A 24,796-nucleotide genomic window follows, 5' to 3' on the forward strand; every position below is an offset into this window, starting at 1 on the left:
CCCGCCGACAGCCCGTCGGCCCTCCGCGCGGGCCGGTCGGGCGAGAGCGCCGAGGAGCGCGGAGTGGCCCTCGCGGCCGAGCGGGCGGCGGCCAGGGGGATCGCGTTCGGGCCGTGCCCGGCAGTGGAAGGGCTGCCGGGGTCCGTACGGTGCGGCACCGTCTCCGTGCCTCTGGACTACGCCCGCCCCGAAGGCCGCTCGATCTCCCTGACCGTCAGCCGCGCCCGCGCCGACGGCACCAAGGCCAAGCCGCAGGGCGCGCTCGTCTTCAACCCCGGCGGGCCCGGCGCCTCCAGCATGGAGTTCCCGCTCTACGCGAACGTGGACATCCCCGGCTGGCGGAAGCTCGCCGAGGCGTACGACTTCATCGGCTACGCCCCCCGCGGAGTCGGCCGCTCCGCCCCGCTCTCCTGCCAGGATCCGGCGGCGTTCGCCAAGGCCACCCCGATCAATTCCCCCGCCCAGCCCGACGAGGCCTACAAGGAGCGCCGCAAGGAGCAGGCCCGGCAGTACGCGCACGGCTGCTCGCGCCGCACCGGCACCGCCCTGCGCCACTACACCTCGCTCAACAACGCCCGCGACCTCGACGTACTCCGGGCCGCACTCGGCGAGAAGCGGCTGAACTTCCTGGGCGCCTCCTACGGCACGTACTTCGGCGCGATCTACGCGGCCCTCTTCCCCGCGCACGTACGCCGCATGGTCCTCGACAGTGCGGTCAACCCCGACCCCCGCCAGATCTGGTACCGCAGCAACCTCGACCAGTCCCTGGCCTTCGAGGGCCGCTGGCAGGACTGGCGCCAGTGGGTCGCCCGACACGACTCCGTCTACCACCTGGGCCGTACGCCGCAGGAGGTGCTGCGCTCGTACGAGAAGGCTCGCGCGCGGATCGAGGAGCGGCCGCTGAACGGCACGATCGGCTCGACCCAGCTCCAGGCCGCGTTCCTCAAGGTCGGCTACTACGACCTGTTCTGGCCGCGCCGGGCCCAGGCGCTGTCGGCTTATCTGCGCGGCAACCCCAGGCCGCTGATCGAGCAGACCGCGCCGGACCCGGGCGCCGCCGAGGCCGAGGAGAACAGCAACGCCGTCTACACGGCGATCGAGTGCAACGACGCCCCCTGGCCCACGGAGTGGAGCACCTGGGACGAGGACAACACCCGGCTCGCCCGGGTCGCCCCGTTCGAGACCTGGGACAACGCCTGGATGAACCTGCCGTGCGCCTACTGGCAGGAGCGGCGCCAGGAGCCGCTGGACATCCGTACGCGCCCGGGCGCGCTGCCGCCGGTACTGATCCTGGCGGCCGAGCGGGACGCCGCGACCCCCTACCGGGGCGCGCTGGAACTGCAGCGCAGGCTGGCGGGGGCGTCGCTGGTCGCCGAGCGGCGGTCGGGCACGCACGGCATCGCGGAAGGCGCGAACGCGTGCGTCAACCGGCACTTCGAGGCGTATCTGCTACGCGGCGAGACCCCGGGCCGGCACACCTCCTGCGGCCCGCACCCCGAGCCGGAGCCGGAGATGGACGAGACAGCGGCGTCCGGCGGAAACCGCAAGGTCCCACTCCCGGCAGCCAACAGACCGTCCTGACGATCAGACCAGGCCCGGGACAACCCCAGACGGGGGATGGGGCACCGCGTGACCCTCACGCCAAACCGGCGACCAACTCCGCAACCGGCTTACGACGCCCCGTGTAGAACGGCACCTCTTCGCGGACGTGGAGGCGCGCCTCGGAAGCGCGCAGGTGGCGCATCAGGTCGACGATGCGGTGCAGCTCGTCGGCCTCGAAGGCCAGCAGCCACTCGTAGTCGCCCAGAGCGAAGGAGGCGACGGTGTTGGCGCGCACGTCGGGGAAGCCGCGGGCCATCTTGCCGTGGTCGGCGAGCATCCGGCGCCGGTCCTCGTCGGGCAGCAGGTACCAGTCGTAGGAGCGTACGAAGGGGTAGACGCACACGTACTCGCGCGCGACCTCGTCGGCCAGGAAGGCCGGGATATGCGCCTTGTTGAACTCGGCGGGGCGGTGCAGCGCCATGTTCGACCAGACCGGCTCCAGCGCACGGCCGAGCTTGGTGCGGCGGAAGAGGTTGTACGCCTCCTGGAGCGCGTCCGCGGTCTCCGAGTGCCACCAGATCATGACGTCCGCGTCGGCCCGGAGCCCGGACACGTCGTAGGTGCCGCGCACGGTGACGTCCTTGGCGGCGAGCTGCTCGAACAGCTCCTCCACCTCGGCGGCGTACCCGGCCCGGTCCTCGGGGAGCACGTCGCGCAGCTTGAACACCGACCAGAGCGTGTAGCGGATGACCTCGTTGAGGTCCTTGGCCTTCTTGCCGGCGTTCGGGGCCTTACCGGTCGCGGGGGTCTCAGGAGCAGTCATGCCCTCATTCTCGCTCGCCCGGCCCGGCGTCTTCCGCCAGGGTCGCCCACAGGCCGTCGGCGGCGGCGTGGGCGCTGGCGACGCAGGCCGGGATGCCGACCCCGTCATACGCGGCGCCGCACACCCGCAGCCCCGGCAGCTCGGCCACCCGCTCGCGAATCCGGGCGACCCGGGCAAGATGCCCCACCGGGTACTGCGGCAGCCCACCGTCCCAGCGGGTGACCCGCGTGGCTACGGGCCGTGCCGCGAGACCGGTGGCCGCGCGCAGCTCGTCCAGCGAGATCCGCACCAGATCCGCGTCCTCACGCTTGAGGTCGGCCTCGTCCCCGAACCGCCCGATCGAGGTCCGCAGCATGAACAGACCCGACTCGTCGCCCCCGAGCCACCCCCACTTGCGGCTGGAGAACGTGGACGCCTTGATGGTCCGCCCATCAACGGGCGGCACAAGAAACCCACTGCCCTCCGGCAGCCCACCGACATCCCCCCGCCGAAAGGCAAGGGTGACAAGCGCCATGGAGGCGTACTCAACAGCAGCCAACTCCCCTGCGGCGGCAGGCGAGTTGGGCCCCAGCAACCGGGCAGCCTCCGACGCGGGCACAGCAAGCACAACCCCATCAGCAAGAAGCACCCGCGAACCGCCACCCACCTCCCGCACAACCACTTCCCACCCGGCCGCCCCGGAGGCACGACGTGCCCGTGTCTGACCGGAGCCTCCGCCCCCGGACGACGACTGGGGCCGCTCGCCCGCAACCGGCGACTCGGACCCTTCGCCCACAGACGACGACTCGGACCGTTCGACCCCGGACGACGACTCGGACCGTTCGACCGCGACCGGCGACTCGGACCCTTCGCCCACAGACGACGACTCGAACCCTTCAACCCCGGACGACGACTCGGACCCTTCGGCCGCGGATGGCGGGGAGGGGGTGTGCCGGGGTGCCCCCGCAGGGCGGCGAACGAACTCCGGCGGAAAGCCAGGTACGAATCCCGCACGTTCGCCGCCCGAGGAGGTACCCCGGCGCGCCCCCGCACCAGAACCGGACGGCGGCTCAACGGACGACGACTCGACGGACGGCGGCCCACCGACCGACGGTGCAACGGACGCCGGCTCACCGGCCACCAGCGAGAGCCGCTGAACCACCGCACCGGTCACGACCTCAACGCCCGCCGCCCGACACGCATCGGCAACGGCAAGCGGCAGCCGCCCCACCCCACCATCGATCCCCATGAAAACAGGCGCACCCGGCCCGTCTGCCCCCACCCGAGACTGAAGCTCCCGCACGCCCTCAACCAACGACCGATGCGTACGCGCGGCCTCGAACAGCTGAGGAACGGCCGCCCGCATCGAGATGCGATAGGCGTCCCCCGCGTACACCCCGCCGAGCAGCGGCTCGACGAGCCGGTCGACCACCTCGCGCCCGAGCCGGGCAGCCACGTACGCCCCCACGGCCACGTCCTCCCCCACCTCCGTCGGCGCCAGTTCCCCCTCGCGCTCGATCCGCGCGAGCCCCTCGGGCGAGATCACCCCGGACGCAGCCAGCGCCGCGAGATCCCCCGGCACGCCCATGACGTGCCCCTTGGGCATCGGCCGCAGCCGCCCCCGCGTCCACAGCGAGGCGCTGGCGGTGGCCGGCGGCTGGAGCCGCGGGGGTTCGCCGTCGGTGCCCGAGGGCAGGGCGCAGGCCTGGACGATGATCTCGCCGCTGCCGTGCGGGGGCAGCAGCACCTGCCATTCCAGAGTGCGGGTGGTGCCGCTGGCCCGGTGGGTGACGGCGTCCGGGGCGGGGACGGCGGTGATGACGGTGCGGGAGTGCCACTCGGGTTCGCCGCCGGGAGCCGGGCGCTCGTAGCCGAAGGCGACGCCGTCGGGCCGGGCTTCGGCGGTGCGTACGGCGTCGGTCTTGTCGTAGGCGCGGTGGTCTGAGCGCAGCTCGAACTGGTCGGCGAAGTCCGAGTCGACGGTCAGGGTGACGCGGGCGGTGGTGGGCACGGGGCGGTTGCTGGTCAGCCGGATCCGCTCGGCCAGGGAGCGGTCGGCGACGGCCTGTTCGCGGAAGACGGTGTAGGCGGGCGGTTCGTGGCCGCGGCCGGGCGGGGTGAGGACGGCGGCGAGCGGCCGGTCGGGCCCGGCCTGCCCGGCGGCGACGAGGAGTTCGGGTGGTGAGCCCTCCAGGGCGAGCTGCCAGCGGCTGACGTGGCGGGCGTCGCGGGAGAACAGCCCGTCGGGGGAGGCGCCGCGCGCACCCGTGATGTCTCCGCAGTCTGTTACGACAGCAAATGTTCCGTCATGAACCAGAAGATGGTGACCTGTCATCGGATCAGCCTGCCCTTCATCGGCCTCCGCGCGGAGCAGGGCGCTCCGTGTGTCCGTATGACGACCATGGGCCGCACTCGGGGGCACCACATCCCGGGGCGCTCGTCCGAGCGACTCCCGGGGGCGGGCGTCCGAGGGGCGAGATCCGACGGCCCGTCACGTGCGTGATTCTCGCCACCCCTGATAGGGCCTGCGCTCAGATGAGCGGCCGGCGCCGGGGTGTACCTCTCCAATTCGTGGCACCCGGTGCCGCGTAAATCCCCTTCAGGTGGCACAGGGAGTCGTCACACTCCGTGAAGAGCGGGAGGTGCCCGACTGGCACTCCGTAGTGATGAGTTCAGTTCTTGAACGAAGTTGGATCGGGGTGCGGTACGGGCTCGTACCTGCGATCTGCTGGCGGACGAGTGGTTACAGCCGTATGACGGCCGAGTGGACGTACTCAGATGCCTTCGATCTGGGTACGCTCCCCGCTGTCAGGGCAGACCGTCCGAGGAGTCGAGATCCCGTGTCGGAAAACAAAGATCCCCACGTATCCCAGCCGGAACCCCGGAAGTTCGTTTACGACTTCACCGAGGGCAACAAGGACCTCAAGGACCTCCTCGGCGGCAAGGGCGCCAACCTCGCCGAGATGACCAACCTCGGGCTGCCCGTCCCCCCGGGCTTCACCGTCACCACCGAGGCCTGCAAGGTCTACCTGGACAGCGGCCACGAGCCGCCCGCGCTGCGCGACGAGGTGAGTGCGCACCTCGACGACCTCCAGGCCAGGATGGGCAAGAAGCTCGGCCAGCCCGACAACCCCCTTCTGGTGTCGGTCCGTTCGGGCGCCAAGTTCTCGATGCCCGGCATGATGGACACCGTCCTCAACATCGGCCTCTCCGACGCGTCCGTCGCCGGGCTCGCCGCCCAGGCAGGGGACGAGCGGTTCGCCTGGGACTCCTACCGGCGCCTGATCCAGATGTTCGGCAAGACCGTGCTCGACGTCGACGGCGACCTCTTCGAGGAGGCCCTGGAGGACGCCAAGCACGCCAAGGGCGCCGCCACCGACGTCGACCTGGGCGCCGAGGACCTGCGGCAGCTGGTCGACACCTTCAAGGGCATCGTCCTGAAGGAGACCGGCCGGGAGTTCCCGCAGGAGCCCCGCGAGCAGATGGACCTGGCCATAAGGGCGGTCTTCGACTCCTGGAACGGCGACCGCGCCAAGCTCTACCGCCGCCAGGAGCGGATCCCGCACGACCTGGGCACCGCCGTCAACATCTGCTCCATGGTCTTCGGCAACCTCGGCCCCGACTCCGGCACCGGCGTCGCCTTCACCCGCGACCCGGCCAGCGGCCGGCAGGGCGTCTACGGCGACTACCTGCAGAACGCGCAGGGCGAGGACGTCGTCGCGGGCATCCGCAACACCGTCCCGCTGGCCGACCTCGAGCGGATCGACCAGGCCTCCTACGACCAGCTGATGCAGATCATGGAGACCCTGGAGACCCACTACAAGGACCTCTGCGACATCGAGTTCACCATCGAGCGCGGCCGGTTGTGGATGCTCCAGACCCGCGTCGGCAAGCGCACCGCGGGCGCGGCCTTCCGGATCGCCACCCAGCTGGTCGACCAGGGGCTCATCGACGACGCGGAGGCGCTGCGCCGGGTCAACGGCGCCCAGCTGGCCCAGCTGATGTTCCCGCGCTTCGACGAGAAGGCGGCCGCCGAGCAGATCGGCCGGGGCATCGCCGCCTCGCCCGGCGCGGCCGTCGGCAAGGCGGTCTTCGACTCGTACACCGCCGTCAAGTGGTCCCGCTCCGGCGAGAACGTCATCCTCATCCGCCGCGAGACCAACCCCGACGACCTCAACGGCATGATCGCCGCGCAGGGCATCCTCACCTCCCGCGGCGGCAAGACCTCGCACGCCGCGGTCGTCGCCCGCGGCATGGGCAAGACCTGCGTCTGCGGCGCCGAGGAGCTCGAAGTCGACACCAAGCGGCGGCGGTTGACCACCCAGGACGGCACGGTCGTGGAGGAGGGCGACGTCGTCTCCATCGACGGCTCCTCCGGCAAGGTCTACCTCGGCGAGGTGCCCGTTGTGCCCTCCCCGGTCGTCGAGTACTTCGAAAACGAGGGCCGTGTGTCCCCCCGGCTGCCGCTGGAGGGGCCCGCAGGTGCCGAGGACTCCGATGACCTGGTCAAGGCCGTGCACCGGATCATGGCGTACGCGGACCGGGTGCGGCGGCTGCGCGTGCGGGCCAACGCCGACAACGCCGAGGACGCCGCGCGCGCCCGGCGGTTCGGCGCCCAGGGCATCGGGCTGTGCCGCACCGAGCACATGTTCCTCGGCGAGCGCCGCCGGCACGTCGAGAAGCTGATCCTCGCCGACACCGACGAGGAGCGCGAGGAGGCCCTGCGGACCCTGCTGCCGCTGCAGAAGCAGGACTTCGTCGAGCTCTTCGAGGCCATGGACGGGCTGCCGGTGACGATCCGGCTGCTCGACCCGCCGCTGCACGAGTTCCTGCCCGACATCACCGACCTGTCGGTGCGGGTCGCCCTCGCCGAGGCCCGCCACGAGCAGCACGAGAACGAGCTGCGGCTGCTCCAGGCCGTACACAAGCTGCATGAGCAGAACCCGATGCTCGGCCTGCGCGGAGTGCGCCTCGGCCTGGTCATCCCCGGGCTGTTCACCATGCAGGTGCGCGCCATCGCCGAGGCCGCCGCCCAGCGGATCGAGGCCGAGGGCGACCCCCGCGGGGAGATCATGATCCCGCTGGTGGGCACCGTGCAGGAGCTGGAGCTCGTACGCGAGGAGGCCGAGCAGGTCATCGCCGAGGTGCGGCAGGCCACCGGGGTGGACCTCCGGCTGGCGCTCGGCACGATGATCGAGCTGCCGAGGGCCGCCCTGACGGCCGGGCAGATCGCGGAGGCGGCCGAGTTCTTCTCCTTCGGCACCAACGACCTCACCCAGACCGTGTGGGGCTTCTCGCGCGACGACGTCGAGGCGAGCTTCTTCACCGCGTACCTGGAGAAGGGCATCTTCGGCGTCTCGCCGTTCGAGACGATCGACAAGGACGGCGTCGGCTCCCTCGTGCGCAACGCCGTCGAGGCCGGCCGCGCCACCCGCCCCGACCTCAAGCTCGGCGTCTGCGGCGAGCACGGCGGCGACCCGGAGTCGGTCCACTTCTTCCACGAGGTGGGGCTGGACTACGTCTCCTGCTCGCCCTTCCGCATTCCCGTCGCGCGGCTGGAAGCGGGCCGGGCGGCGGCCGCCGGGCGAACGGGGGCCTGATCCCGGCCCGTTGAGACCACCGGAGCCGCCGCCGGGTCCCCGACCCTCAACCCGGCGACGGCTCCGGAACCCTGAACCGGGGGCGACACCTTTGTGCGAAGGTGCCGCCCCCGGTTCTCCTGTCTGCCCGGATGGCCATCGGGTGGTGTCGAACGCGCGGAAAGCGGGCGCAGTCGCGCCGGGCCGGGCCGTGTGGGTCAACTCCCCTGAACGGGCTGCAAGTCGGAGACCAGGTGCAGCGCCTCCTGCAGGAGGGTTTCGACGATCTTCGATTCCGGGACGGTGGTGATGACCTCGCCGTGGCGGAAGATCTGGCCCTTGCCGTTGCCGCAGGAGACGCCGAGGTCGGCCTCGCGCGCTTCGCCCGGGCCGTTGACGACGCAGCCCATGACGGCGATGCGCAGCGGGTGCGGAAAGCCGTCGAAGGCCGCCTCGACGCGGGCGGCGAGGGCGTGGATGTCGACCTGGAGGCGTCCGCAGCCGGGGCAGGAGACGATCTCCAGCTTCCGGGAGCGCAGGCCGAGGGAGGCGAGGATGTGGCATCCGGCCTTGACCTGGTCGACAGGTGGGGCGGACAGGGAGACGCGGATGGTGTCGCCGATGCCTTCGGACAGCAGCACCCCGAACGCGACGGCGGACTTGACGGAGCCCTGGAAGGCGGGGCCCGCCTCGGTGATGCCCAGGTGCAGCGGGTAGTCGCAGCGCTCGGCGAGGAGCCGGTTGGCGGCGATCATGGTGGGCGGGTCGTGGTGCTTGACGGCGATCTTGATGTCGGTGAAGCCGTGTTCCTCGAAGAGCGAGCACTCCCACAGGGCGGACTCGACGAGGGCGGCCGGTGTGGCGCCGCCGTGCTTGGCCAGCAGCCGGGCGTCGAGGGAGCCGGCGTTGACGCCGATGCGGAGGGGGACGCCGGCCTCGCCTGCCGCCTTGGCGATCTCGCCGACCCGGTCGTCGAACTTCTTGATGTTGCCCGGGTTGACGCGTACGGCCGCGCAGCCGGCGTCGATCGCGGCGAAGACGTAGCGGGGCTGGAAGTGGATGTCGGCGATGACCGGGATCGGGGATTTGGCGGCGATGGTGGGCAGGGCGGCCGCGTCGTCGGCGGAGGGGACGGCGACGCGGACGATGTCGCAGCCGGCGGCGGTGACTTCGGCGATCTGCTGGAGTGTGGCGTCGATGTCGGCGGTGTTGGTGGTGGTCATGGTCTGCACGCTGATCGGGGCGTTGCCGCCCACCGGGACGTCTCCGACGTGGATCTGACGGGTGCGGCGGCGCTCCGGGGCCCGGACGGGGGCCGTGGGCAGGCCGAGGTCGATCACTGTCATCGTGAACTCCGGTGTTCCGCGGGGATGGTGTGGGAGAAACGCGCGGCGACGCTGCGGGCGATGCCGGATGCGTCCAGCCCGGCCTCGGCGAGCAGCGCGGAGCGTGGGCCGTGGGGGAGGTAGGCGTGGGGCAGGCCGAGGGCGAGGACGGGGGTGGTGACGCCGGCGTCGGCGCACGCGAGGGCGAGGGCGGAGCCGACGCCGCCGGTGCGGATCCCGTCCTCGACGGAGACGGCGAGGCGGTGGCGGGCGGCGATGCCCGGCAGAGCCGGCTTGATGGGCAGCACCCAGCGCGGGTCGGCGACGGTGACGCCCAGGCCTTGCCGCTCGAGCTCCTCGGCGGCGCCGAGCGCGGCGGAGGCTAGCGGGCCGGTGGGCACGAGCAGTACGTCCAGGGGCTGCCCCGGCGAGCGGCGCAGGATGTCGATGCCGTCCACGGTCGCCAGCGCGGGGATGTCGTCGCCGACGGTGGCCTTGGGGAGCCGCAGCGCGGTGGGGCCGCCGGTGAACTCGACCGCTTCGGCGAGGAGTCGGCGGAGCTGGCCCGCGTCGCGGGGCGCGGCGACGCGCATGCCGGGGACGACGGACAGCGCCGCCAGGTCCCACATGCCGTGGTGGGAGGGGCCGTCGGGGCCGGTGATCCCGGCCCGGTCCAGGACGAAGGTGACCGGCAGGCGGTGCAGGCCGACGTCCATGAGCACCTGGTCGAAGGCGCGGTTCAAGAACGTGGCGTAGACCGCGACCACGGGGTGGAGGCCGCCCATGGCGAGCCCGGCGGCGGAGGTGACGGCGTGCTGTTCGGCGATGCCGACGTCGAAGACCCGGTCGGGGTGGGCGACGGCCATCGGGTTCAGCCCAGTGGGGTGGAGCATGGAGGCCGTGACGGCCACCAGCTCATCGTGGTCCTCGGCGAGTTGCCGCAGGGCCTGGCCGAAGACGGAGGTCCACGACGGGGGGCCGCCGGGGGAGGCGGGCCTGCCGGTCGCGGGCTCGACGACACCGACGGCGTGCAGGCAGTCCGCCTCGTCCGCCTCGGCCGGCGGGTAACCCTTGCCCTTGACGGTCTTGACGTGCACCACCACGGGCCGGTGAAGGGCCCGGGCGAGACGCAGGGCCTCTTCCAGGCGGGCGGTGTCGTGCCCGTCTACGGGGCCGAGGTAGGCGAAGCCGAGCGCGGTGAACAGGTTGGGGTCGCCGGGCGGGGAGGCCAGGTGCTCGGCCAGGCCGCCGGTGGTGGGGGCGTAGGAGCGGCCGTTGTCGTTGACGACGACGATGACCGGCCGGTCCTTCGCGGCGCCGATGTTGTTCAGCGCCTCCCACGCCATGCCGCCGGTCAGCGCTCCGTCGCCGATGACGGCGATCACGCGCCGGTCGGACTGCCCGCACAGGCAGAAGGCCTTGGCGAGCCCGTCGGCGTAGGACAGGGCGGTGGAGGCGTGCGAGTTCTCCACCAGGTCGTGGTCGGACTCGGCGCGCGAGGGGTAGCCGGACAGCCCGCCGGCCTGGCGCAGTGTGTCGAACCCCTTGGCCCGGCCGCTGAGGATCTTGTGGACGTAGGCCTGGTGGCCGGTGTCGAAGACGATGGCGTCGCGCGGGGAGTCGAAGACCCGGTGCAGGGCGAGGGTCAGCTCGACGACGCCCAGGTTCGGGCCCAGGTGGCCGCCGGTGCGGGTGATCTTGTCGATGAGGAAGGCGCGTATCTCCGCGGCGAGCAGGGGGAGTCGGTCTGCATCGAGGGCGCGCAGTGCCTCCGGGGCGCCGGCGGCGTCGAGGGTGGTCATGAGGGAGGCCTTACGTGCTGGGGGAGTGCGAAGTGGACGTCCTCGGTCGTGACCGTGCGCTCGGTGACGTCGACCGGGCCGAGGGTGCGCAGGTGGTCGATCACCTCGTCGACCAGGAGGTCAGGGGCCGACGCGCCGGCGGTGAGCCCGACGACCCGGGCGCCCTCCAGCCATGCCGGGTCGATGTCGGCGGCCCCGTCGATCAGGTGCGCGGGCGTGGCGAGGGACCGTGAGAGCTCCACCAGACGCTCGGAGTTGGAGGAGTTGGCCGAGCCGACGACGAGGACGAGGTCGGCGTCGCGCGCGATGCTGCGCAGCGCGTGCTGGCGGTTGGTCGTGGCGTAGCAGATGTCGTCGGACGGTGGGGGTTTGAGGTGGGGGAAGCGCCGCTTCAGCGCCTCGACGATGGTCGCGGTCTCGTCCGCCGACAGCGTGGTCTGCGTCAGGTAGGTGACGTGCTCGGGGTCGTCGAGCTCCAACGCGGATGCTTCGGCCGCGGTTTGGACGAGCACGGTGCGCTCGGGGGCCACGCCCATGGTGCCCTCGACCTCCTCGTGCCCGGCGTGCCCGATGAGCACGACCGTGTCACCGCGCCCGGCGAACCGCCGTGCCTCGCTGTGTACCTTCGTCACGAGCGGGCAGGTGGCGTCGATGACGTCGAGCCCGCGCCGTGCCGCCTCGGCCCGAACGGCGGGGGAGACCCCGTGCGCGGAGAAGACGACGGTCGCGCCGTCGGGCACCTCGTCGAGCTCGTCTACGAAGACGGTCCCGCGCTTGCCCAACTCCCTTACGACGTACGTGTTGTGGACGATCTGCTTGCGCACGTAGACGGGTGCGGCGCTCTGCTCGAGCGCCCGCTCGACGACCTCGATGGCCCGCTCGACCCCGGCGCAGTACGACCGCGGCGCGGCGAGCAGCACGGTCCGTTCCATGGTCGCCGTCTCCTCCCTGTGGCGTTCCTGGGTCTCCAGTACGCCCCGCTAGGGGCGCGCTGTGGAAGCGCCGTTGGAGAGGGAGGCGTTGAAGTTGTTGAACCTATGGCCCGACCTTCTCGGTCATGCAGGCGTCGAAGCCGTCTCCCCTCCGGTGCGGGCGCGGCGGTTCAGATAGTCGCGGGCGAGGGCGAGGCCCTCGTCCACCGCCGTCGACATGGCTCCGACGTGCCACATCCGCCCCGATGGGGAGCGCACCACGGTCCGCAGCTCCGACGGGGTACGCGTGCGCGGGATCAGGTGGACGTCCCGCCGGGCGACGAGCGAGCGGACGAGGCGGACGGCGGGGACGGCCAGCGGATCCTGGAAGTCCACCCAGATCACGGCGAGTTGGCCCTCGCGACGGTAGGTCCGCAGGGTGTGGAAGGCCATGGCCGGTGCCCTCAGGGCGTCGCTGGGCGCGATCCGGCCCTGGTAGCAGCCGACGCACAGGCTCTCCTCGCGGCCCAGGGGGTCGAAGGGGTTCAGCAGGGAGTTGACGACGGGGACGAAGCGCAGGGACAGGGCGGCGTCGAGGCCGCGGCTGTATACCGGGACCCGGGATTCCTCGGTGGGCCGGCCGTCGTCGTCGCGCCGCTCCAGGACACGCATCAGGGAGAGATTGGGCCAGCGCGGGTCGAAGACCTGGAGGACCGCGTGTACGGAGTGGCCGGGCTTGCGGTGGGCGGGCCCGAGCCGGGCTTCCAGGGTGAGGGTGTCCGGGGCGCTGCGGTAGTACTCGGCGGACAGGCCCGCGCGGCCCAGCTCCGACACGGCGGCGCCGAGGGCTTGTTCGAGGCTCGCGGCCAGGGAGGCGGGCCAGCGGGACCCGGTGTCGTTGCTCATGGGTGCATGGCAACGACGGCGTGCTGCGAGCGCAAGGGGGCTCGGGCGGCCGATGTGTTGAACGTGTTGCGGATCGGAGCCGGGACATGCAACACGTTCAACCGGTTCGGAGGGCCTGGCGGTTATGCCAGGCGGCCGGAGTGCCACTTACTGGAGGTGCCCGTCCCGATGAGGAGGCCCTCTTCATGTGGAAGCGCCACGTCACCGCCTACCGCAGGAGCCTCGGGCTCGTTCCCGAAGGCCCGTTCCGGAGCTTCACCGAATGGGTCGTCCGGCAACCCGGCTACGCTGACCGGTGGTTCCAGCTATCGGCCCTATCCGAGCTCGACAGGATGGTCGGTCACCTGGTGGACGGCCTCTTCGACGAGGTCGAACGGGATCGGCTCGCCCCCTACATCAGCCTCATGAACAATCACCAGGTCTTCGAGACGGCCTCCGACGACCTGGCCATCGGCCTGGCGGCACGAACCGACCAGGACCTGTCCCGATCGGCACGGCGCGAGCTTCTCGTCGGTTTCAACAACGCCATGGTGCAGCGCCTCTCGGGCGGCGGCCCGGGTCCCGCGCGGGACGCCGTGCTGGCGTTGCAGCCCCTCGCGCGAAACGTCTCAATCTTTCAGCAGAGCCTATACGGCGGGGAATTCCACGATCTGGTCAGAGGGTTCGTGGCCGCACATCCCGAAGAGTCCGTCGAGGCAGTGGAGTTCGACGTCCTGCCGATCCTTGTCGCCAACATCGAATGCGCTGCCACCCTGGTCGATCACGTGAGCGAACTCGCGTCGGCCGAACTCGTGCGCTCCGGGCTGGTCCGCCGGTATGCCGCGGTGAACCGGCTGCTGACCGAGGAGCTCACCACCGAGGAGCTTCTCGCCACCGGCCTCGACGCCATTCTGGTGATCCCCACGCTGGCCTACTGCGTCGGCGTCGCCGCCGAGACCGTCCGCCCCGTCCGCACCTTCCCCAAGGTGGTCGGAGACGGCCGCCTCGAGCGCGCCCTCGAGAACGCGGCCCTCGCGGTGCGCATCCTCAACGACTGCGGGACACGCCTCGTCGAGCAGCCCTCCGAGCGGGCCGCGCTGCGGGAGCAACTCGCAGCGCTGCAGGAAAAGACCGGTGGCACCGGCACTCTCGCCGACCTGCTGCTCCATGCCCAGGAAGGCCGACGGGATCTGCTGGCCCGGCTCCGCAAGGATCTCGTCCATGGCGAGTTCAACGTCTGCCTCGACGGCCTCAGGGACCTCCCCGCCACCCGGGACGCTCTCTGCCTCTTCGGCGACCGTCTCCATCTGATCGCCGCCCGCTATCAGGCGGCGACCGAGGACCTCGACACGCAACTGACCGAAATCAGCGAGGAGTTCTCCGATACCGCACCCAGCGCCATGATTGCTCGTTTTGTGGATTTCCATCGCGTCATGTACGCCCGGTCCTACGAGGACGGCACCGGGGGTGACTTTGCTGTGCCACTCCTCGGTCCGGGGCGCCAGGAACGCCGCCGGCCGGGCGAGCCCGGCCGCGGGGCCGTCCAGGGGTGACGCCGACGGGAGGCCGCGCTCCGCCCACCGCTCGATCCACCCTGCTCGAGGGAGGGGCCGGTTCGGTTGATTCGGTGCGGCCCGTCGAACTCGGAGGCCTTCATGAGGCCTTCGCCGCCGCGTACCGAGACAGGCTGGCACGCGTACCGGAACAGGCCGGCAGAAAGGGAAAGGGCCGCCCGGGGATTCCCGGGCGGCCTTCGTAACCGCTGCCCTGCGCGCGGCGGCACCCAAAACCGCCGGGAAGCGCCCGCCCGCTGCCCCCACGACAGCCCTGCCGGCGGCTTCCGTCCGCGCTCGAACGCCCCCAGCATTCCGTCCCGAGGCGGCCGCGCGCGACCCGTTTCAACTCTGGCCGAAAGGGCGTGGTCACCGTCCGTGCCGACGTCCATACTCAGGGCCGGGACAGAAGCGGGGGTTACGTGTGGGGGTTTGGTGTTACGCATCCATTTCACCGGGCTCGACCTCGCCCGGATCCGGATAGCCGCTCGTCCGGACGTGCTCTGGGAGACCGTGCTGAGTTTCCACCGGCTGCGCGACAAGACGGAGGCCGCGACCTTCCGGCAATGGCGCGGAGAAACCCGCTCCAGATTGAACAGTGAAATACGGCTGCTGGCCTCGCTGGTACCCGCCCGCGGCTATTTCCCGGACTTCCTCACCCCGCCCGAAGGCGTACTGGGCATCGACCCCGCCGTCGAGGCGCTCCGCGAGACCCCGGTACGGCGGCTGCGGCGCGACCTCGGGCTCCTCAAATCCCAGGCCGCGCCCTGCTGGACGGACTCCCTCGCCGAGGGGTGCGCGGGCGCGCTCGGGCGGCTGGTCACCCTGCTGCGCGGCTACCACCAGGCCGCCATCGCCCCGTACTGGCCGCACATCAGGGCCGGGATCGAGGCCGACCGGGCAGCCCGCGGCCGGGCCCTGCTGGACGGCGGGGCCGACCAGCTCCTGGACTCCCTGCCGAGCATGATCCGGTGGCGGCCGCCCGTGCTGTGCGCGGACTACCCGGTGGACCGGGACCTGTACCTGGGCGGCCGGGGACTGCTGCTCCTGCCGTCGTTCTTCTGCCGCCGCACCCCGGTCACGTACCACGACCGCGACCTGACCCCGGTGCTGGTCTACCCGGCGCGGCAGGCGGACCGGTCCGCGCCCGCCGCCGCGCCCGTGCCCGCGCGGGCCGAGGGGTCCCGCCCGCTCGGCAAGCTGGTCGGGCACACCCGCTCGGCCGTCCTCGACGCCATCGGCCACGGCTGCACGACGGGCGAACTCGCCCGCCGCGTCGGGGTGTCGGCCGCCTCGGCCAGCCAGCACGCGAGCGTGCTGCGCGAGGCCGGGCTCGTGATCACGGTGCGGCACGGCAGCAGGGTGCTGCACACGCTGACACCGCTGGGCGCCGCCCTGTTGAGGGGCGCCGCCGCAGCGGTGCCAACCGCACCGAGAACGCCGCCCGTTACGAGCGGAACGGCCCCGTCACCTCGTAGGTGATGCCGCCGCCGAGGGTGCTGCCGCTGGTGCCGCGCTGGCTGGAGAAGTACAGCCGGCTGCCGTCGGGCGTGAACGCCGGGCCGGTGATCTCCGAGCCGGACTGGCCGTTGATCCGCAGGAACGGCGCGATGACCCCGTCCTGGGTGATCACGCAGATCTCCATGTTGCCGCCGTCCTCCGCGACGAAGATGTCGCGCGCCGAGCCGGAGGTGACGGTCACGTTGTCCACGCCCGTCAGCGGGGCGGTGCCGCTGACCAGGGAGTCGTCGTAGACCAGGTCGATGGTGGCGGCGGCCGCGTCATAGGCCCAGACGCGGTTGTCGCCCTTGGAAGTGAAGTAGCAGATGCCGCTCGAGTAGTGGCAGCCCTCGCCGCCGTTGAACTTCTTGGCGCCCGCGACCTGGGAGCGGGTGGTGGGGGAGCCGTCGATGTCGGGGACCACCGCCCAGGTGACCGGACCGCTGGTCTCCGTCCCGCCGACCATCACCTCCAGCGTGCCGCTGGACAGGTCGCCCCAGGTGGCGGGCGTGAAGCGGTAGAAGCAGCCGTCGGACTCGTCCTCGGTGAGGTAGATCGTCTTCCGCACCGGGTCGCACGCCGCCGCCTCGTGCTTGAAGCGGCCCATCGCGTCCCGCCGCACGGCCGCCTTCGCGCCCCACGGGTCCGTCTCGTAGACATAGCCGCGGCTGACCTCCTCGCAGGACAGCCAGGTGTTCCACGGGGTCGCGCCGCCCGCGCAGTTGGTGTTGGTGCCGGAGAGGATGGAGTACGCGCCGGTAACCGTGCCCGAGGAGTCGAACTTCACCGCGCTCGCCCCGCCGATCAGCGGGATCTCCGAGTTGGACACGTAGATCCAGCCCGAGCCGTCCGCGTAGACCGCGCCGCCGTCGGGCGCGTTGTGCCAGGAGTGCGAAGTGCCGGGGACGGTCTGACCGGACCGGGCGATGACCCGGCTGGTGAAACCGTTCGGCAGCTGGATGCCGTTGGCATCGGCGGCGCCCAGGGCCCCGTACGGTCCGGTGCCGGGCTGGGCGGGGGCCGCGTAGGCGGCGCCCCGCCACAGCGAGCCCCCGAAGGCCGCGGCCGAGGTGCCGATGACTGCTCCGCGCAGGAAGTTACGACGTCTCACGGTTACTCCACCGAGAATCGTGACTGCCCCCTGGCCGGTCGGCCGGGAGGTCGAGCGGGGGAGACCCTACGAGCGCCGAGTTGACACGGCGTCAACAGATCATGAATCAGTGGGGGGCCGGAGGGAGCGTGTGGGTGGGGCGCGGGGTGTTCGGAGTCGCGCCCGGTCGGCGGGGCCCGAGCCGTGGCCGAGGTTCGTCCGGTTCGAGCGGACGCGGCCGAGGAGATCCCGGGTAGCACCGCGGTGACCGCGGGATGGCGGCGACCGCGGCACAAGGGTCCCGTCAAAGTCGGTGCGGAGCGTGTCAGCGGCGCGTCAACGGGGGTGGGGCCCGGCCGAGGCCGGTCCTAACGTGCCCGTATGGGAGGGACTCGTATGGGACGGGACAGGGCGCTTGCCGTACGGGGCGAGGGCGCGGGGCGCGCTCGCGGTGGTGCGGTCGCCCGTGATCGAGAACTGGCGGGGGAGGCGTGGGCGGCCGGCATCTGCGCGGCCCTCCTCCTGGCCGTCCTGGTGTTCTTCGACTTCTCCAACGGGACACTCACTCCGTTCCGGGCCGTGTGCTGGATGGCGATCGCTCTCGGGGTCCTGGCGGTTCTCCTTCCCGTGCGGGTGACGGCGGGCGAGGGGTGGCTGTCGGTACGGGGCCTGGTGCGGGAGCGGGCGGTGCGGACCGATCAGCTGGTGCTGGTGCGGCGGGTCGACGGGATGGCCCCCCGGCTGGTACTGCGGGACGCGTCGGGGAACCGGGTGGAGTTCGACCCGAAGGTGCTCGGGGCGAACCCGCTGATCTGGCATCTGCTCGACACCGGCGTCCGCCGATCCCGCCAGTCCGGGCTCCTGCGGGGCGGAACCGACCCCCTCAGAGCGCTCTCCGAGGAGATCGACGGACGCGGGGCCCGCTCCGTCTTCGACGCCTCGGGGCTGCGCTGAGCCGCGAAGTCGCCTGCCTCCGGCCTCCCGGCTTTCGGACCCATGGCCTCTGGACTCCCGGCCCCCGGCCCCCCCGGACCTCCGGACCGCGCTGATCGCGGCTGACGGCTCCGCCGCGGTCAGCGCGCCAGCGCCTCGTATCCGACGCCCGTCAGCCGCTCCGACGCCTCCCACAGCAGTTCGCCCGCTCTGTCGTCGAGAGTCCACCGCGCCCGGAACGAGGGCACCGGCGCGCCGCGCCAGCCCTGGAGCCGTGGGCCGGTGAACGAGTCGGCGGTCACGCCCGGGGCCGTGGCGGCATACAGCGTGGGAAGGGCACCCGCGTCCGAGGTCTGGGCGAAGACCCGGTTGCCCCACTCCGCGAACCGCTCGGCCGCCCTGCGGCCCTCCATCCTGGCGCCCGCGGTCTGCAGGTTCGTGGACGCGTAACCGGGGTGGGCCGCCGCGGCCACCACGTCGGAGCCCGCCCGCGCCAGCCGTCTCGCCAGCTCGTGGACGAACAGCAGATTCGCCGTCTTGGAGCGGCCGTAGGCGATCCAACGCCGGTAGCGCCGCTCGCTGTTGAGATCGCGCAGGTCGATGTTGGACACCGCGTGCATCACGCTGGACACGCTCACCACCCGCGCCCGGGGCGTGGCCAGCAGCCGCGGCAGCAGCAGCCCGGTCAACGCGAAGTGGCCCAGGTGGTTGATCCCGAACTGCATCTCGAAACCGTCCGCCGTTCTGCGCTCCGGGAGCGCCATCACGCCCGCGTTGTTGATCAGGAGGTCCAGGCGGTCACCGCCCCGGCCCCGCCCGTAACGCTCCGCGAACTCGCGCACCGAGGCCAGGTCCGCCAGGTCCAGCCGCATGAACTGCACATCCGCGTCCGGAACTTCGGCTCTGATGCGCGACTCGGCGTCCTCGGCCCGGGGTTCGCTGCGGCACGCCAGCACCACCCGCGCACCGTTGCGCGCCAGCTCCCGGGCCGCCGCGTAGCCGATGCCGCTGTTGGCACCGGTCACCACCGCCGTGCGTCCGCTCTGATCCGGGATTTCGCTCGCTGTCCAACCCTTCATGTCACTCAGCGTAAGCCGCTGTGTGCGCCGATGCGAGGCCTGTGGATAACCTCCTCCCACCCAGGTCGCGACCCTGCCGCCCCCGCCGCCGTGCGGTGCGCGACCGGGCCTACGCCACCCGCGTCGCGTACGCCGCCACCGCCACCGCCTCGTCGTCCAGGCACTGGCCCGTCCGGAGGTCGAAGCGCTGCTTGAGCAGCGGAGAGGCCACGAACGGCAAGCCCTCGGCCGTACGCCCGAGGAGCCCCCGCGAGAGGACATACGCGCCGGTGAACGGGTCCTGGTTGCCGATCGCGTACGCGATGCCCCCGCGGTCCAGGAACACGGCCACCTGCCGGCCGTCCGGCAGCAGCGCCGCCACCCCGCGCCCCGGAGTCAGCAGGTCCGCGTCGCAGACCCCGAACCAGCGCCGGTCGACCAGCAGTTCGACACGGACGGCAGCCCTGGCGCCGGAACCGGCGGGACGGGCAGGGCCGGTGCCGGTCGGAACGGCGGTACGTCCTAGGGCGGTCGTCATCAGGCCGGATTCCCTTCGAGGGTGCGGACGGGCAGGGCCGGACCGGCCAGGATGTCCAGGTCCGGCTTCATCTGGTCGCGCTCCGGCACGAAGCGGACCGACGGGTCCGGCGCGCCCGGCGCGTTCACGAACGACACGAAGCGCCGCAGCCGATCCGGATCCTCCAGCGTCGCCGCCCACTCGTCGCGGTAGTGGGCCACGTGATCGGCCATCAGCCGCTCCAGCTCCGCGCACAGCCCGAGCGAATCCTCCACCACCACCTCCCGTACGTGGTCGAGCCCGCCCTCGATCCGCTCCAGCCACGCCGAGGTGCGCTCCAGCCGGTCCGCGGTGCGGATGTAGAACATCAGGAACCGGTCGATGAGCCGGACCAGTTCCTCGTCGTCCAGGTCCTGCGCCAGCAGATCCGCGTGGCGTGGGTCCGCGCCGCCGTTCCCGCCGACATACAGATTCCAGCCACTCGACGTGGCGATGACACCGAAGTCCTTGCCGCGCGCCTCCGCGCACTCCCGCGCGCACCCGGACACCGCCGACTTCAGCTTGTGCGGCGAGCGCAGGCCCCGGTAGCGCAGTTCCAGACCGATCGCCATCCGCACCGAGTCCTGCACCCCGTACCGGCACCACGTCCGGCCCACACACGACTTCACCGTGCGCAGCGCCTTCCCGTACGCGTGCCCCGACTCGAAGCCCGCGTCCACCAGCCGCGCCCAGATCAGCGGCAGTTGGTCGACCCTGGCGCCGAACAAGTCGATCCGCTGACCACCGGTGATCTTCGTGTAGAGCCCGAAGTCCCGCGCCACCTCGCCGATCACGATCAGTTTCTCCGGAGTGATCTCGCCGCCCGGGACACGCGGCACGACCGAGTACGAGCCGTTGCGCTGCAAGTTGGCCAGAAAGTGGTCGTTGGTGTCCTGGAGCGAGGCCTGCTCCCCGTCCAGGACATAGCCGCTGGCGCCCAGCGTCGGCGCGAGCGAGGCGATGATCGAGGCGACGGCGGGCTTGCAGACCTCGCAGCCGTCGCCGCCGCGCGCCGCCTCCCGCCCGTGCTCGTCCAGCACGCGCGCGTAGCCGGTCAGCCCGCGCACCCGCACGATCTCGTACAGCTCGGTCCTGGTCTGCGCGAAGCAGCCGCACAGGCCCTTGTCCACACTCACCCCGCTCGCCTCCAGCTCCTCGTTGACGAGCGAGGTGAGCACCTTCACACAACTGCCGCAGCCCGTACCGGCCTTGGTGCACTTCTTCACCGCGGGCACGGTCGCGCAGGAGTGGTCGGTAACGGCGGCGCGGATCGTGCCCTTGGTGACGTTGTGGCAGTTGCAGACCACCGCCTCGTCCGGCAGCGCGGATGGCCCGAGAGCGGCAGGCGCCCCCAAACCGGCGGGCAGCACCAGCTGCTCGGGCGCCACGGGCGGCACCGAACCGGTCAGCGGGCGCAGCATCCCGTACGCCTCGGCGTCCCCCACCAGGACTCCGCCCAGCAGCGCGCCGTCCGGGCCGACCACCAGCTTCTTGTAGACGCCGGAGCGGGAGTCGGAGTAGACGACGTCGAGGCAGCCGGGGGCCGCGCCGTGGGCGTCGCCGAAGGACGCGACGTCGACGCCGAGGAGTTTGAGCTTCGTCGAGGTGTCGGCACCCTGGAAAACGGACGGGGCGCGCCCGGAGTTCCCGGGGGCTCCGGGGTCCGCGGATGCGGCCAGGCGCTCGGCGATCGCGTCCGCAGCCGTCTCCGCCATCTCGTACCCGGGCGCCACCAGTCCGTACACCCGCCCGTCGGCGGCCAGCGCGCACTCGCCGATCGCGTAGACGGCCGGGTCCGTGGTGGCGCAGCGCTCGTCCACGGCGACCCCGCCGCGCTCGCCGACCTCCAGGCCGCAGTCACGGGCCAGTTGGTCGCGGGGGCGCACGCCCGCCGAGAAGACGACCAGGTCGGTCGCCAGCGCCGAACCGTCGGAGAGCTTCATTCCGGTCACCGCGCCGCAGTCTCCGGAGACGACCTCCTGCGTGCCCACACCCGTGTGCACCGTGAGCCCCATGCCCTCGATGGTGCGCAGCAGCGCGGCGCCGCCGCCCTCGTCGACCTGCACGGGCATCAGCCGGGGGGCGAACTCCACGATGTGGGTGTCCAGCCCCAGGCCCTTGAGCGCGCCCGCCGCCTCCAGGCCCAGGAGCCCGCCACCGACCACGGCGCCGGTCGCGGCCCTCGCCTTCGCGTACTCCTCGATCGCGAGCAGGTCCTCGATGGTCCGGTACACGAAGCAGCCCGCCGCGTCCTTGCCCGGCACGGGCGGCACGAACGGGTACGAGCCGGTGGCCAGCACCAGCGTGTCGTACGCGAAGACCAGCCCGGCGCGCGAGGTGACCGTGCGCGCCTCCCGGTCCACGGACTCCGCCGGGTCGCCCAGGTGCAGCTCGATGCCGTGCCGCGCCATGAAGTCCGGCTCGGCGAGCGAGAGTCCCTCGGGCGAGGTGCCCGAGAAGTACGAGGTCAGCCGCACACGGTCGTACGCCGGGCGCGGCTCCTCGCACAGCACCACCACCCGCGCGCGCTCGGTCACGCCCCGGTCGGCGAGCGCCTCCAGGAACCGTTGGCCGACCATTCCGTGGCCCACGAGGACGAGCGTCGGGAACTCCGCTGGATTCGCGGGCGTTGAGCGGATCGGGGGCGTCGGGCCGGGCATCAGGAGCCTCCGTGATGGGTGAGCGGACCGTGCGGGGTGCCGCCGGATTCGTCGTGCGTGAGGAGGTGCAGCAGCGGGGCGGAAGGGAGCGGTTCGTCGTCCTCCCAGGTGCGGGCGAGCGCGCCGACGCCGCCGAGATCGCCGAGGAGGATGCCTCCCACGAGGCGGTTCCCGCGGACGACGACCTTCCGGTAGGCGCCCCGGGTGGCATCGCAGAGGTGCACCACGTCGTCACCGGGGGCCGGTTCGACATCCCCGAAGGCGGCGAGGTCGAGGGGGAGTTGGGGAAACGGGGAGATGGTGAGAGCTGAGGACGCCGCGGGCGCTGCCGGTGTAATGGGGGAGGTGGCGAGGGTGAGACGGGTCAGGGCGCGGGTCCCGGAGTAGCGCGGGAGCGGCGCGGCGCGGCCGGGCTGGGCGGACGGGCCGGTGGGGACGGCGGAGCCCGGGGCGCGCGCGGAGGTTGGGGCGTCGTCCACGGGGATCCGGGCGTCGTGGGTGAAGATCCGGGCCAGGGCGTCCGCCTGCTCCTGGGCGGGGCCCGCCAGGCCGTAGAGGACACCGTCGTGCTCCGCGCAGTCACCGATCGCGTGGACGCGCGGATCGGAGGTGCGCAGCTGGTCGTCCACGACGATGCCCCGCGCGACGCGCAACCCGGCCGCCTGGGCGAGGCCCACGCGGGGACGGACCCCGCAGGCCAGGACGACGATCTCGGCGTCCAGCCGGAAGCCGTCGGCGAGTTCGACGGCCTCGGCCGCGCGCGACGATTCGTACGGGGTGTGGCGGGCCGTGCCCGGCCGGCTGCCGGTCGCGGCTTCGCGCGGCGTGCCGGAGGCCGTTCCGGTGCGCCGGGTCAGCAGGCCGCGGACTCGGCACTCGGTGTGCACCTCCACGCCGAGGGCCTCCACGTGGCGCCGCAGCAACCTCGACGCGCCCGCGTCCAGCTGGCGCTCCATCAGATGCTCGCCCTGGTGCGCGAGGACCGTCTGCGCACCCCGTAGGGCCAGGGCCCGTGCCGCGGAGACGCCCAGCAGCCCGCCGCCGATCACCACGGCCCGTCCCCCCGGCCGTACCGCCTCGGCCAGGGCCAGGCAGTCGGCCATGGTCCGGAACGCGTGGACCCCATACGGGAGTTCACGGCCGCCGGGCTCGAACAGACCGCGCAACGGGGGCAGCACGGGGTTCGAGCCGGTGGCCAGCACCAGCGTGTCGTAGGGCACGGACCGCCCGTCGTCGCACTGCACCCGGCGGGCGGCGCGGTCCAGCCGGACGGCCCGCACCCCGCGGAGCCGCTCGTACGCGAAGGCGGGCGAGGGCGCGGGCGCGGGGAGTTCGATGACCTCGGGCGCGTACCGGCCGGCGAGCACCTCGGCGAGCAGCACCCTGTTGTACGCCGCGTGCGACTCCTCGCCGATCACGGTCACGCCGATGCCGTCGGCGGCGCCCATGGCCTCGGCGCTCATCCGGGCCGCCGCCAGCTGCTGCACCAGCCGGGCAGCGGCCATCCCGCCGCCGACCACCGCGACGCGGTGGCCGGTGCGACGGGGGCGGTCGGGGCGCTTCGCGGTGGCCATGTTCGGAAGCCTGCGCCGCCGCTGTTACCCGGCCGCATCGCCCCTGTTTCCCCCGGGCAACGCTGCCCTCAGCGGGCCGGATGCGGCGCTGTGAGCCGTGTTCTCGCCGGTGGGGCAGGGTTTGCGGGCGGTGGCCGACCGCGCCCGGTCCGCGGTCGCCGGCGATCAGTGGTCGCAGTTCATGCCCATGTACAGCTCCGCGAACGCGGCCCCCGCCTTTCGGGAACCGAGGACGCGGCGCAGGCGCGCCGACGCCCGGCCGGCGCGGAAGGAGTCACCGGACGAGGCGCCGTGCAGCACCTCGGAGAGCCACTGCGAGAACTCCTGGTACTGCCACACCCGGCGCAGGCAGGCCGCCGAATAGCCCGCGAGTCCGGAACCGTCGCCGCGCTCGTAGTGCGCGACGAGCGCGTCGGCGAGCAGCAGCGCGTCGTGCAGGGCGAGGTTCATGCCCTTCGCGGCGATGGGCGCCACGAGATGGGCGGACTCGCCTGCCAGATACAGCCGCCCGTACGCCATCGGCTCGACCACATAGTTGTGCAGATCCAGCACCCGCTTCTCGATCAGCCGCCCCTCGGTGAGCGGCCGTGCGCCGGAGGCCGAGAGGCGGGCGCGGAGCTCGGACCACACGCGTTCACGCGGCCAGTTGTCCGGGCTGTCGCCCGGTGGGCACTCGAGGTAGTAGCGGGTGACCTCCGGGCTGCGGGCCATGTGGGCGGCGAAGCCCCGCGCGTTGATGCCGAACACGACGTGCTCGGAGGACGGCGGCGCCTCGGCGAGCAGCGCGAGCCAGCCGATGCCGTAGTCGTGACGGGCCGTACGGGCCGAGCTGTGCGCCGCCGCCACCGTACGCGTCACCCCGTGGGCGCCGTCGCAGCCCGCGATGAAGTCGCAGGCTATGCGGTGGCGTTGGCCCGTCTCCGGGTCGGTGTAGGAGACGGCGGGGTGGGCGGATTCGGGGCCGTGGAGGGCGACGTCGCGGACGCGGAAGCGGACATCTCCTCCGGGGGCCCCACCCCCCTCCCC

General features: G+C 72.3%; 16 protein-coding genes and 3 pseudogenes. 5 read left to right on the forward strand and 14 right to left on the reverse strand.

All coding sequences use genetic code 11. The features are described from left to right. Nucleotides 1-1,581: alpha/beta hydrolase (locus AOK16_RS03660; protein WP_055470757.1), on the forward strand; the 1,581-nt coding region annotated here is incomplete at its 5' end. 55 nt (nt 1,582-1,636) lie between these two features. On the opposite strand, the gene hemQ is transcribed toward AOK16_RS03660, so the two are convergent. The 4 genes and pseudogenes from hemQ to AOK16_RS29185 form a co-directional block, all read right to left on the reverse strand. Beyond that, nucleotides 1,637-2,365 (reverse strand): hydrogen peroxide-dependent heme synthase, encoded by a 729-nt coding sequence (hemQ, locus tag AOK16_RS03665; RefSeq protein ID WP_055470758.1) that lies wholly within the window; start codon nt 2,363-2,365, stop codon nt 1,637-1,639. 4 nt (nt 2,366-2,369) lie between these two features. Beyond that, nucleotides 2,370-3,047 (reverse strand): annotated as a pseudogene (locus AOK16_RS29175) (protoporphyrinogen/coproporphyrinogen oxidase); the annotation flags it as partial. Nucleotides 3,048-3,491: 444 nt separating this feature from the next. Then, nucleotides 3,492-4,022 (reverse strand): annotated as a pseudogene (locus AOK16_RS29180) (protoporphyrinogen oxidase); the annotation flags it as partial. A 48-nt stretch (nt 4,023-4,070) separates the two neighbouring features. Beyond that, nucleotides 4,071-4,679, reverse strand: a pseudogene (locus AOK16_RS29185) (glycogen debranching N-terminal domain-containing protein); the annotation flags it as partial. Between the two features lie 505 nt (nt 4,680-5,184). Here AOK16_RS29185 and ppdK point away from each other — a divergent pair. After that, entirely contained in the window at nt 5,185-7,944 is a 2,760-nt protein-coding gene (ppdK, locus tag AOK16_RS03680; protein WP_055470759.1) for a pyruvate, phosphate dikinase, read from the forward strand. 197 nt (nt 7,945-8,141) lie between these two features. Here the strand turns inward: ppdK and ispG are convergent, their stop codons facing one another. The 4 genes from ispG to AOK16_RS03700 all read right to left on the reverse strand — a co-directional run bounded on the left by ispG (nt 8,142) and on the right by AOK16_RS03700 (nt 12,867). Then, complete coding sequence (gene ispG / locus AOK16_RS03685) at nt 8,142-9,269, reverse strand: flavodoxin-dependent (E)-4-hydroxy-3-methylbut-2-enyl-diphosphate synthase (protein ID WP_055470760.1); 1,128 nt, start codon at nt 9,267-9,269, stop codon at nt 8,142-8,144. Beyond that, on the reverse strand, nt 9,266-11,050 hold the full coding sequence (locus AOK16_RS03690; protein ID WP_055470761.1) for a 1-deoxy-D-xylulose-5-phosphate synthase: 1,785 nt from the start codon (nt 11,048-11,050) through the stop codon (nt 9,266-9,268). The genes ispG and AOK16_RS03690 overlap by 4 nt, the downstream gene beginning before the upstream one ends. Then, entirely contained in the window at nt 11,047-11,982 is a 936-nt protein-coding gene (locus AOK16_RS03695; RefSeq protein WP_055470762.1) for a 4-hydroxy-3-methylbut-2-enyl diphosphate reductase, read from the reverse strand. Before AOK16_RS03695 ends, AOK16_RS03690 begins: the two co-directional genes overlap by 4 nt. A gap of 123 nt (nt 11,983-12,105) precedes the next feature. Next, nucleotides 12,106-12,867: a hypothetical protein gene (locus AOK16_RS03700; protein WP_055470763.1), complete on the reverse strand. Its 762-nt coding sequence runs from the start codon at nt 12,865-12,867 to the stop codon at nt 12,106-12,108. A gap of 185 nt (nt 12,868-13,052) precedes the next feature. Here AOK16_RS03700 and AOK16_RS03705 point away from each other — a divergent pair, with 185 nt between their 5' ends. Both AOK16_RS03705 and AOK16_RS03710 read left to right on the forward strand, forming a co-directional pair. Then, the gene (locus AOK16_RS03705; protein ID WP_055470764.1) at nt 13,053-14,399 is read left to right on the forward strand and encodes a hypothetical protein; all 1,347 of its coding nucleotides are present in this window, start codon (nt 13,053-13,055) and stop codon (nt 14,397-14,399) included. A 435-nt stretch (nt 14,400-14,834) separates the two neighbouring features. Further along, a complete protein-coding gene (locus AOK16_RS03710; RefSeq protein WP_205627624.1) occupies nt 14,835-15,881 on the forward strand; it encodes a helix-turn-helix domain-containing protein in 1,047 nt (348 codons plus the stop codon). Here AOK16_RS03710 and AOK16_RS03715 read toward each other — a convergent pair. Further along, on the reverse strand, nt 15,847-17,010 hold the full coding sequence (locus AOK16_RS03715; protein ID WP_055470765.1) for an alkaline phosphatase PhoX: 1,164 nt from the start codon (nt 17,008-17,010) through the stop codon (nt 15,847-15,849). The two genes, AOK16_RS03710 and AOK16_RS03715, sit on opposite strands and share 35 nt — an antisense overlap. 375 nt (nt 17,011-17,385) lie before the next feature. Between AOK16_RS03715 and AOK16_RS03720 the strand changes: the two genes are divergently transcribed. Next, a complete protein-coding gene (locus tag AOK16_RS03720) occupies nt 17,386-17,943 on the forward strand; it encodes a hypothetical protein (protein WP_079101027.1) in 558 nt (185 codons plus the stop codon). A 119-nt stretch (nt 17,944-18,062) separates the two neighbouring features. On the opposite strand, the gene AOK16_RS03725 is transcribed toward AOK16_RS03720, so the two are convergent. The 5 genes from AOK16_RS03725 to AOK16_RS03745 form a co-directional block, all read right to left on the reverse strand. Next, the gene (locus AOK16_RS03725; RefSeq protein ID WP_055470766.1) at nt 18,063-19,001 is read right to left on the reverse strand and encodes an oxidoreductase; all 939 of its coding nucleotides are present in this window, start codon (nt 18,999-19,001) and stop codon (nt 18,063-18,065) included. 109 nt (nt 19,002-19,110) lie between these two features. Then, the gene (gene nirD, locus AOK16_RS03730; RefSeq protein WP_055470767.1) at nt 19,111-19,518 is read right to left on the reverse strand and encodes a nitrite reductase small subunit NirD; all 408 of its coding nucleotides are present in this window, start codon (nt 19,516-19,518) and stop codon (nt 19,111-19,113) included. Continuing rightward, nucleotides 19,518-22,196: a nitrite reductase large subunit NirB gene (nirB, locus tag AOK16_RS03735; protein WP_055470768.1), complete on the reverse strand. Its 2,679-nt coding sequence runs from the start codon at nt 22,194-22,196 to the stop codon at nt 19,518-19,520. Before nirB ends, nirD begins: the two co-directional genes overlap by 1 nt. After that, complete coding sequence (locus AOK16_RS03740) at nt 22,196-23,770, reverse strand: NAD(P)/FAD-dependent oxidoreductase (protein ID WP_055470769.1); 1,575 nt, start codon at nt 23,768-23,770, stop codon at nt 22,196-22,198. The genes nirB and AOK16_RS03740 overlap by 1 nt, the downstream gene beginning before the upstream one ends. Before the next feature lie 165 nt (nt 23,771-23,935). Beyond that, a partial coding sequence (locus AOK16_RS03745) for an FAD-dependent monooxygenase (protein WP_055470770.1) occupies nt 23,936-24,796 on the reverse strand: 861 nt, incomplete at its 5' end.

The organism is Streptomyces pathocidini, assembly GCF_001418495.1.
Taxonomy (GTDB): domain Bacteria; phylum Actinomycetota; class Actinomycetes; order Streptomycetales; family Streptomycetaceae; genus Streptomyces; species Streptomyces pathocidini.

Excerpts from the sequence above, each read along its gene's own strand:
- hemQ (WP_055470758.1), bottom strand. The coding sequence starts at position 2,365 with ATGACTGCTCCTGAGACCCCCGCGACCGGTAAGGCCCCGAACGCCGGC.
- ispG (WP_055470760.1), bottom strand. The coding sequence starts at position 9,269 with ATGACAGTGATCGACCTCGGCCTGCCCACGGCCCCCGTCCGGGCCCCG.
- AOK16_RS03690 (WP_055470761.1), bottom strand. The coding sequence starts at position 11,050 with ATGACCACCCTCGACGCCGCCGGCGCCCCGGAGGCACTGCGCGCCCTC.
- AOK16_RS03695 (WP_055470762.1), bottom strand. The coding sequence starts at position 11,982 with ATGGAACGGACCGTGCTGCTCGCCGCGCCGCGGTCGTACTGCGCCGGG.
- AOK16_RS03700 (WP_055470763.1), bottom strand. The coding sequence starts at position 12,867 with ATGAGCAACGACACCGGGTCCCGCTGGCCCGCCTCCCTGGCCGCGAGC.
- AOK16_RS03705 (WP_055470764.1), top strand. The coding sequence starts at position 13,053 with ATGTGGAAGCGCCACGTCACCGCCTACCGCAGGAGCCTCGGGCTCGTT.
- AOK16_RS03720 (WP_079101027.1), top strand. The coding sequence starts at position 17,386 with ATGGGACGGGACAGGGCGCTTGCCGTACGGGGCGAGGGCGCGGGGCGC.
- AOK16_RS03725 (WP_055470766.1), bottom strand. The coding sequence starts at position 19,001 with ATGAAGGGTTGGACAGCGAGCGAAATCCCGGATCAGAGCGGACGCACG.
- nirD (WP_055470767.1), bottom strand. The coding sequence starts at position 19,518 with ATGACGACCGCCCTAGGACGTACCGCCGTTCCGACCGGCACCGGCCCT.
- nirB (WP_055470768.1), bottom strand. The coding sequence starts at position 22,196 with ATGCCCGGCCCGACGCCCCCGATCCGCTCAACGCCCGCGAATCCAGCG.
- AOK16_RS03740 (WP_055470769.1), bottom strand. The coding sequence starts at position 23,770 with ATGGCCACCGCGAAGCGCCCCGACCGCCCCCGTCGCACCGGCCACCGC.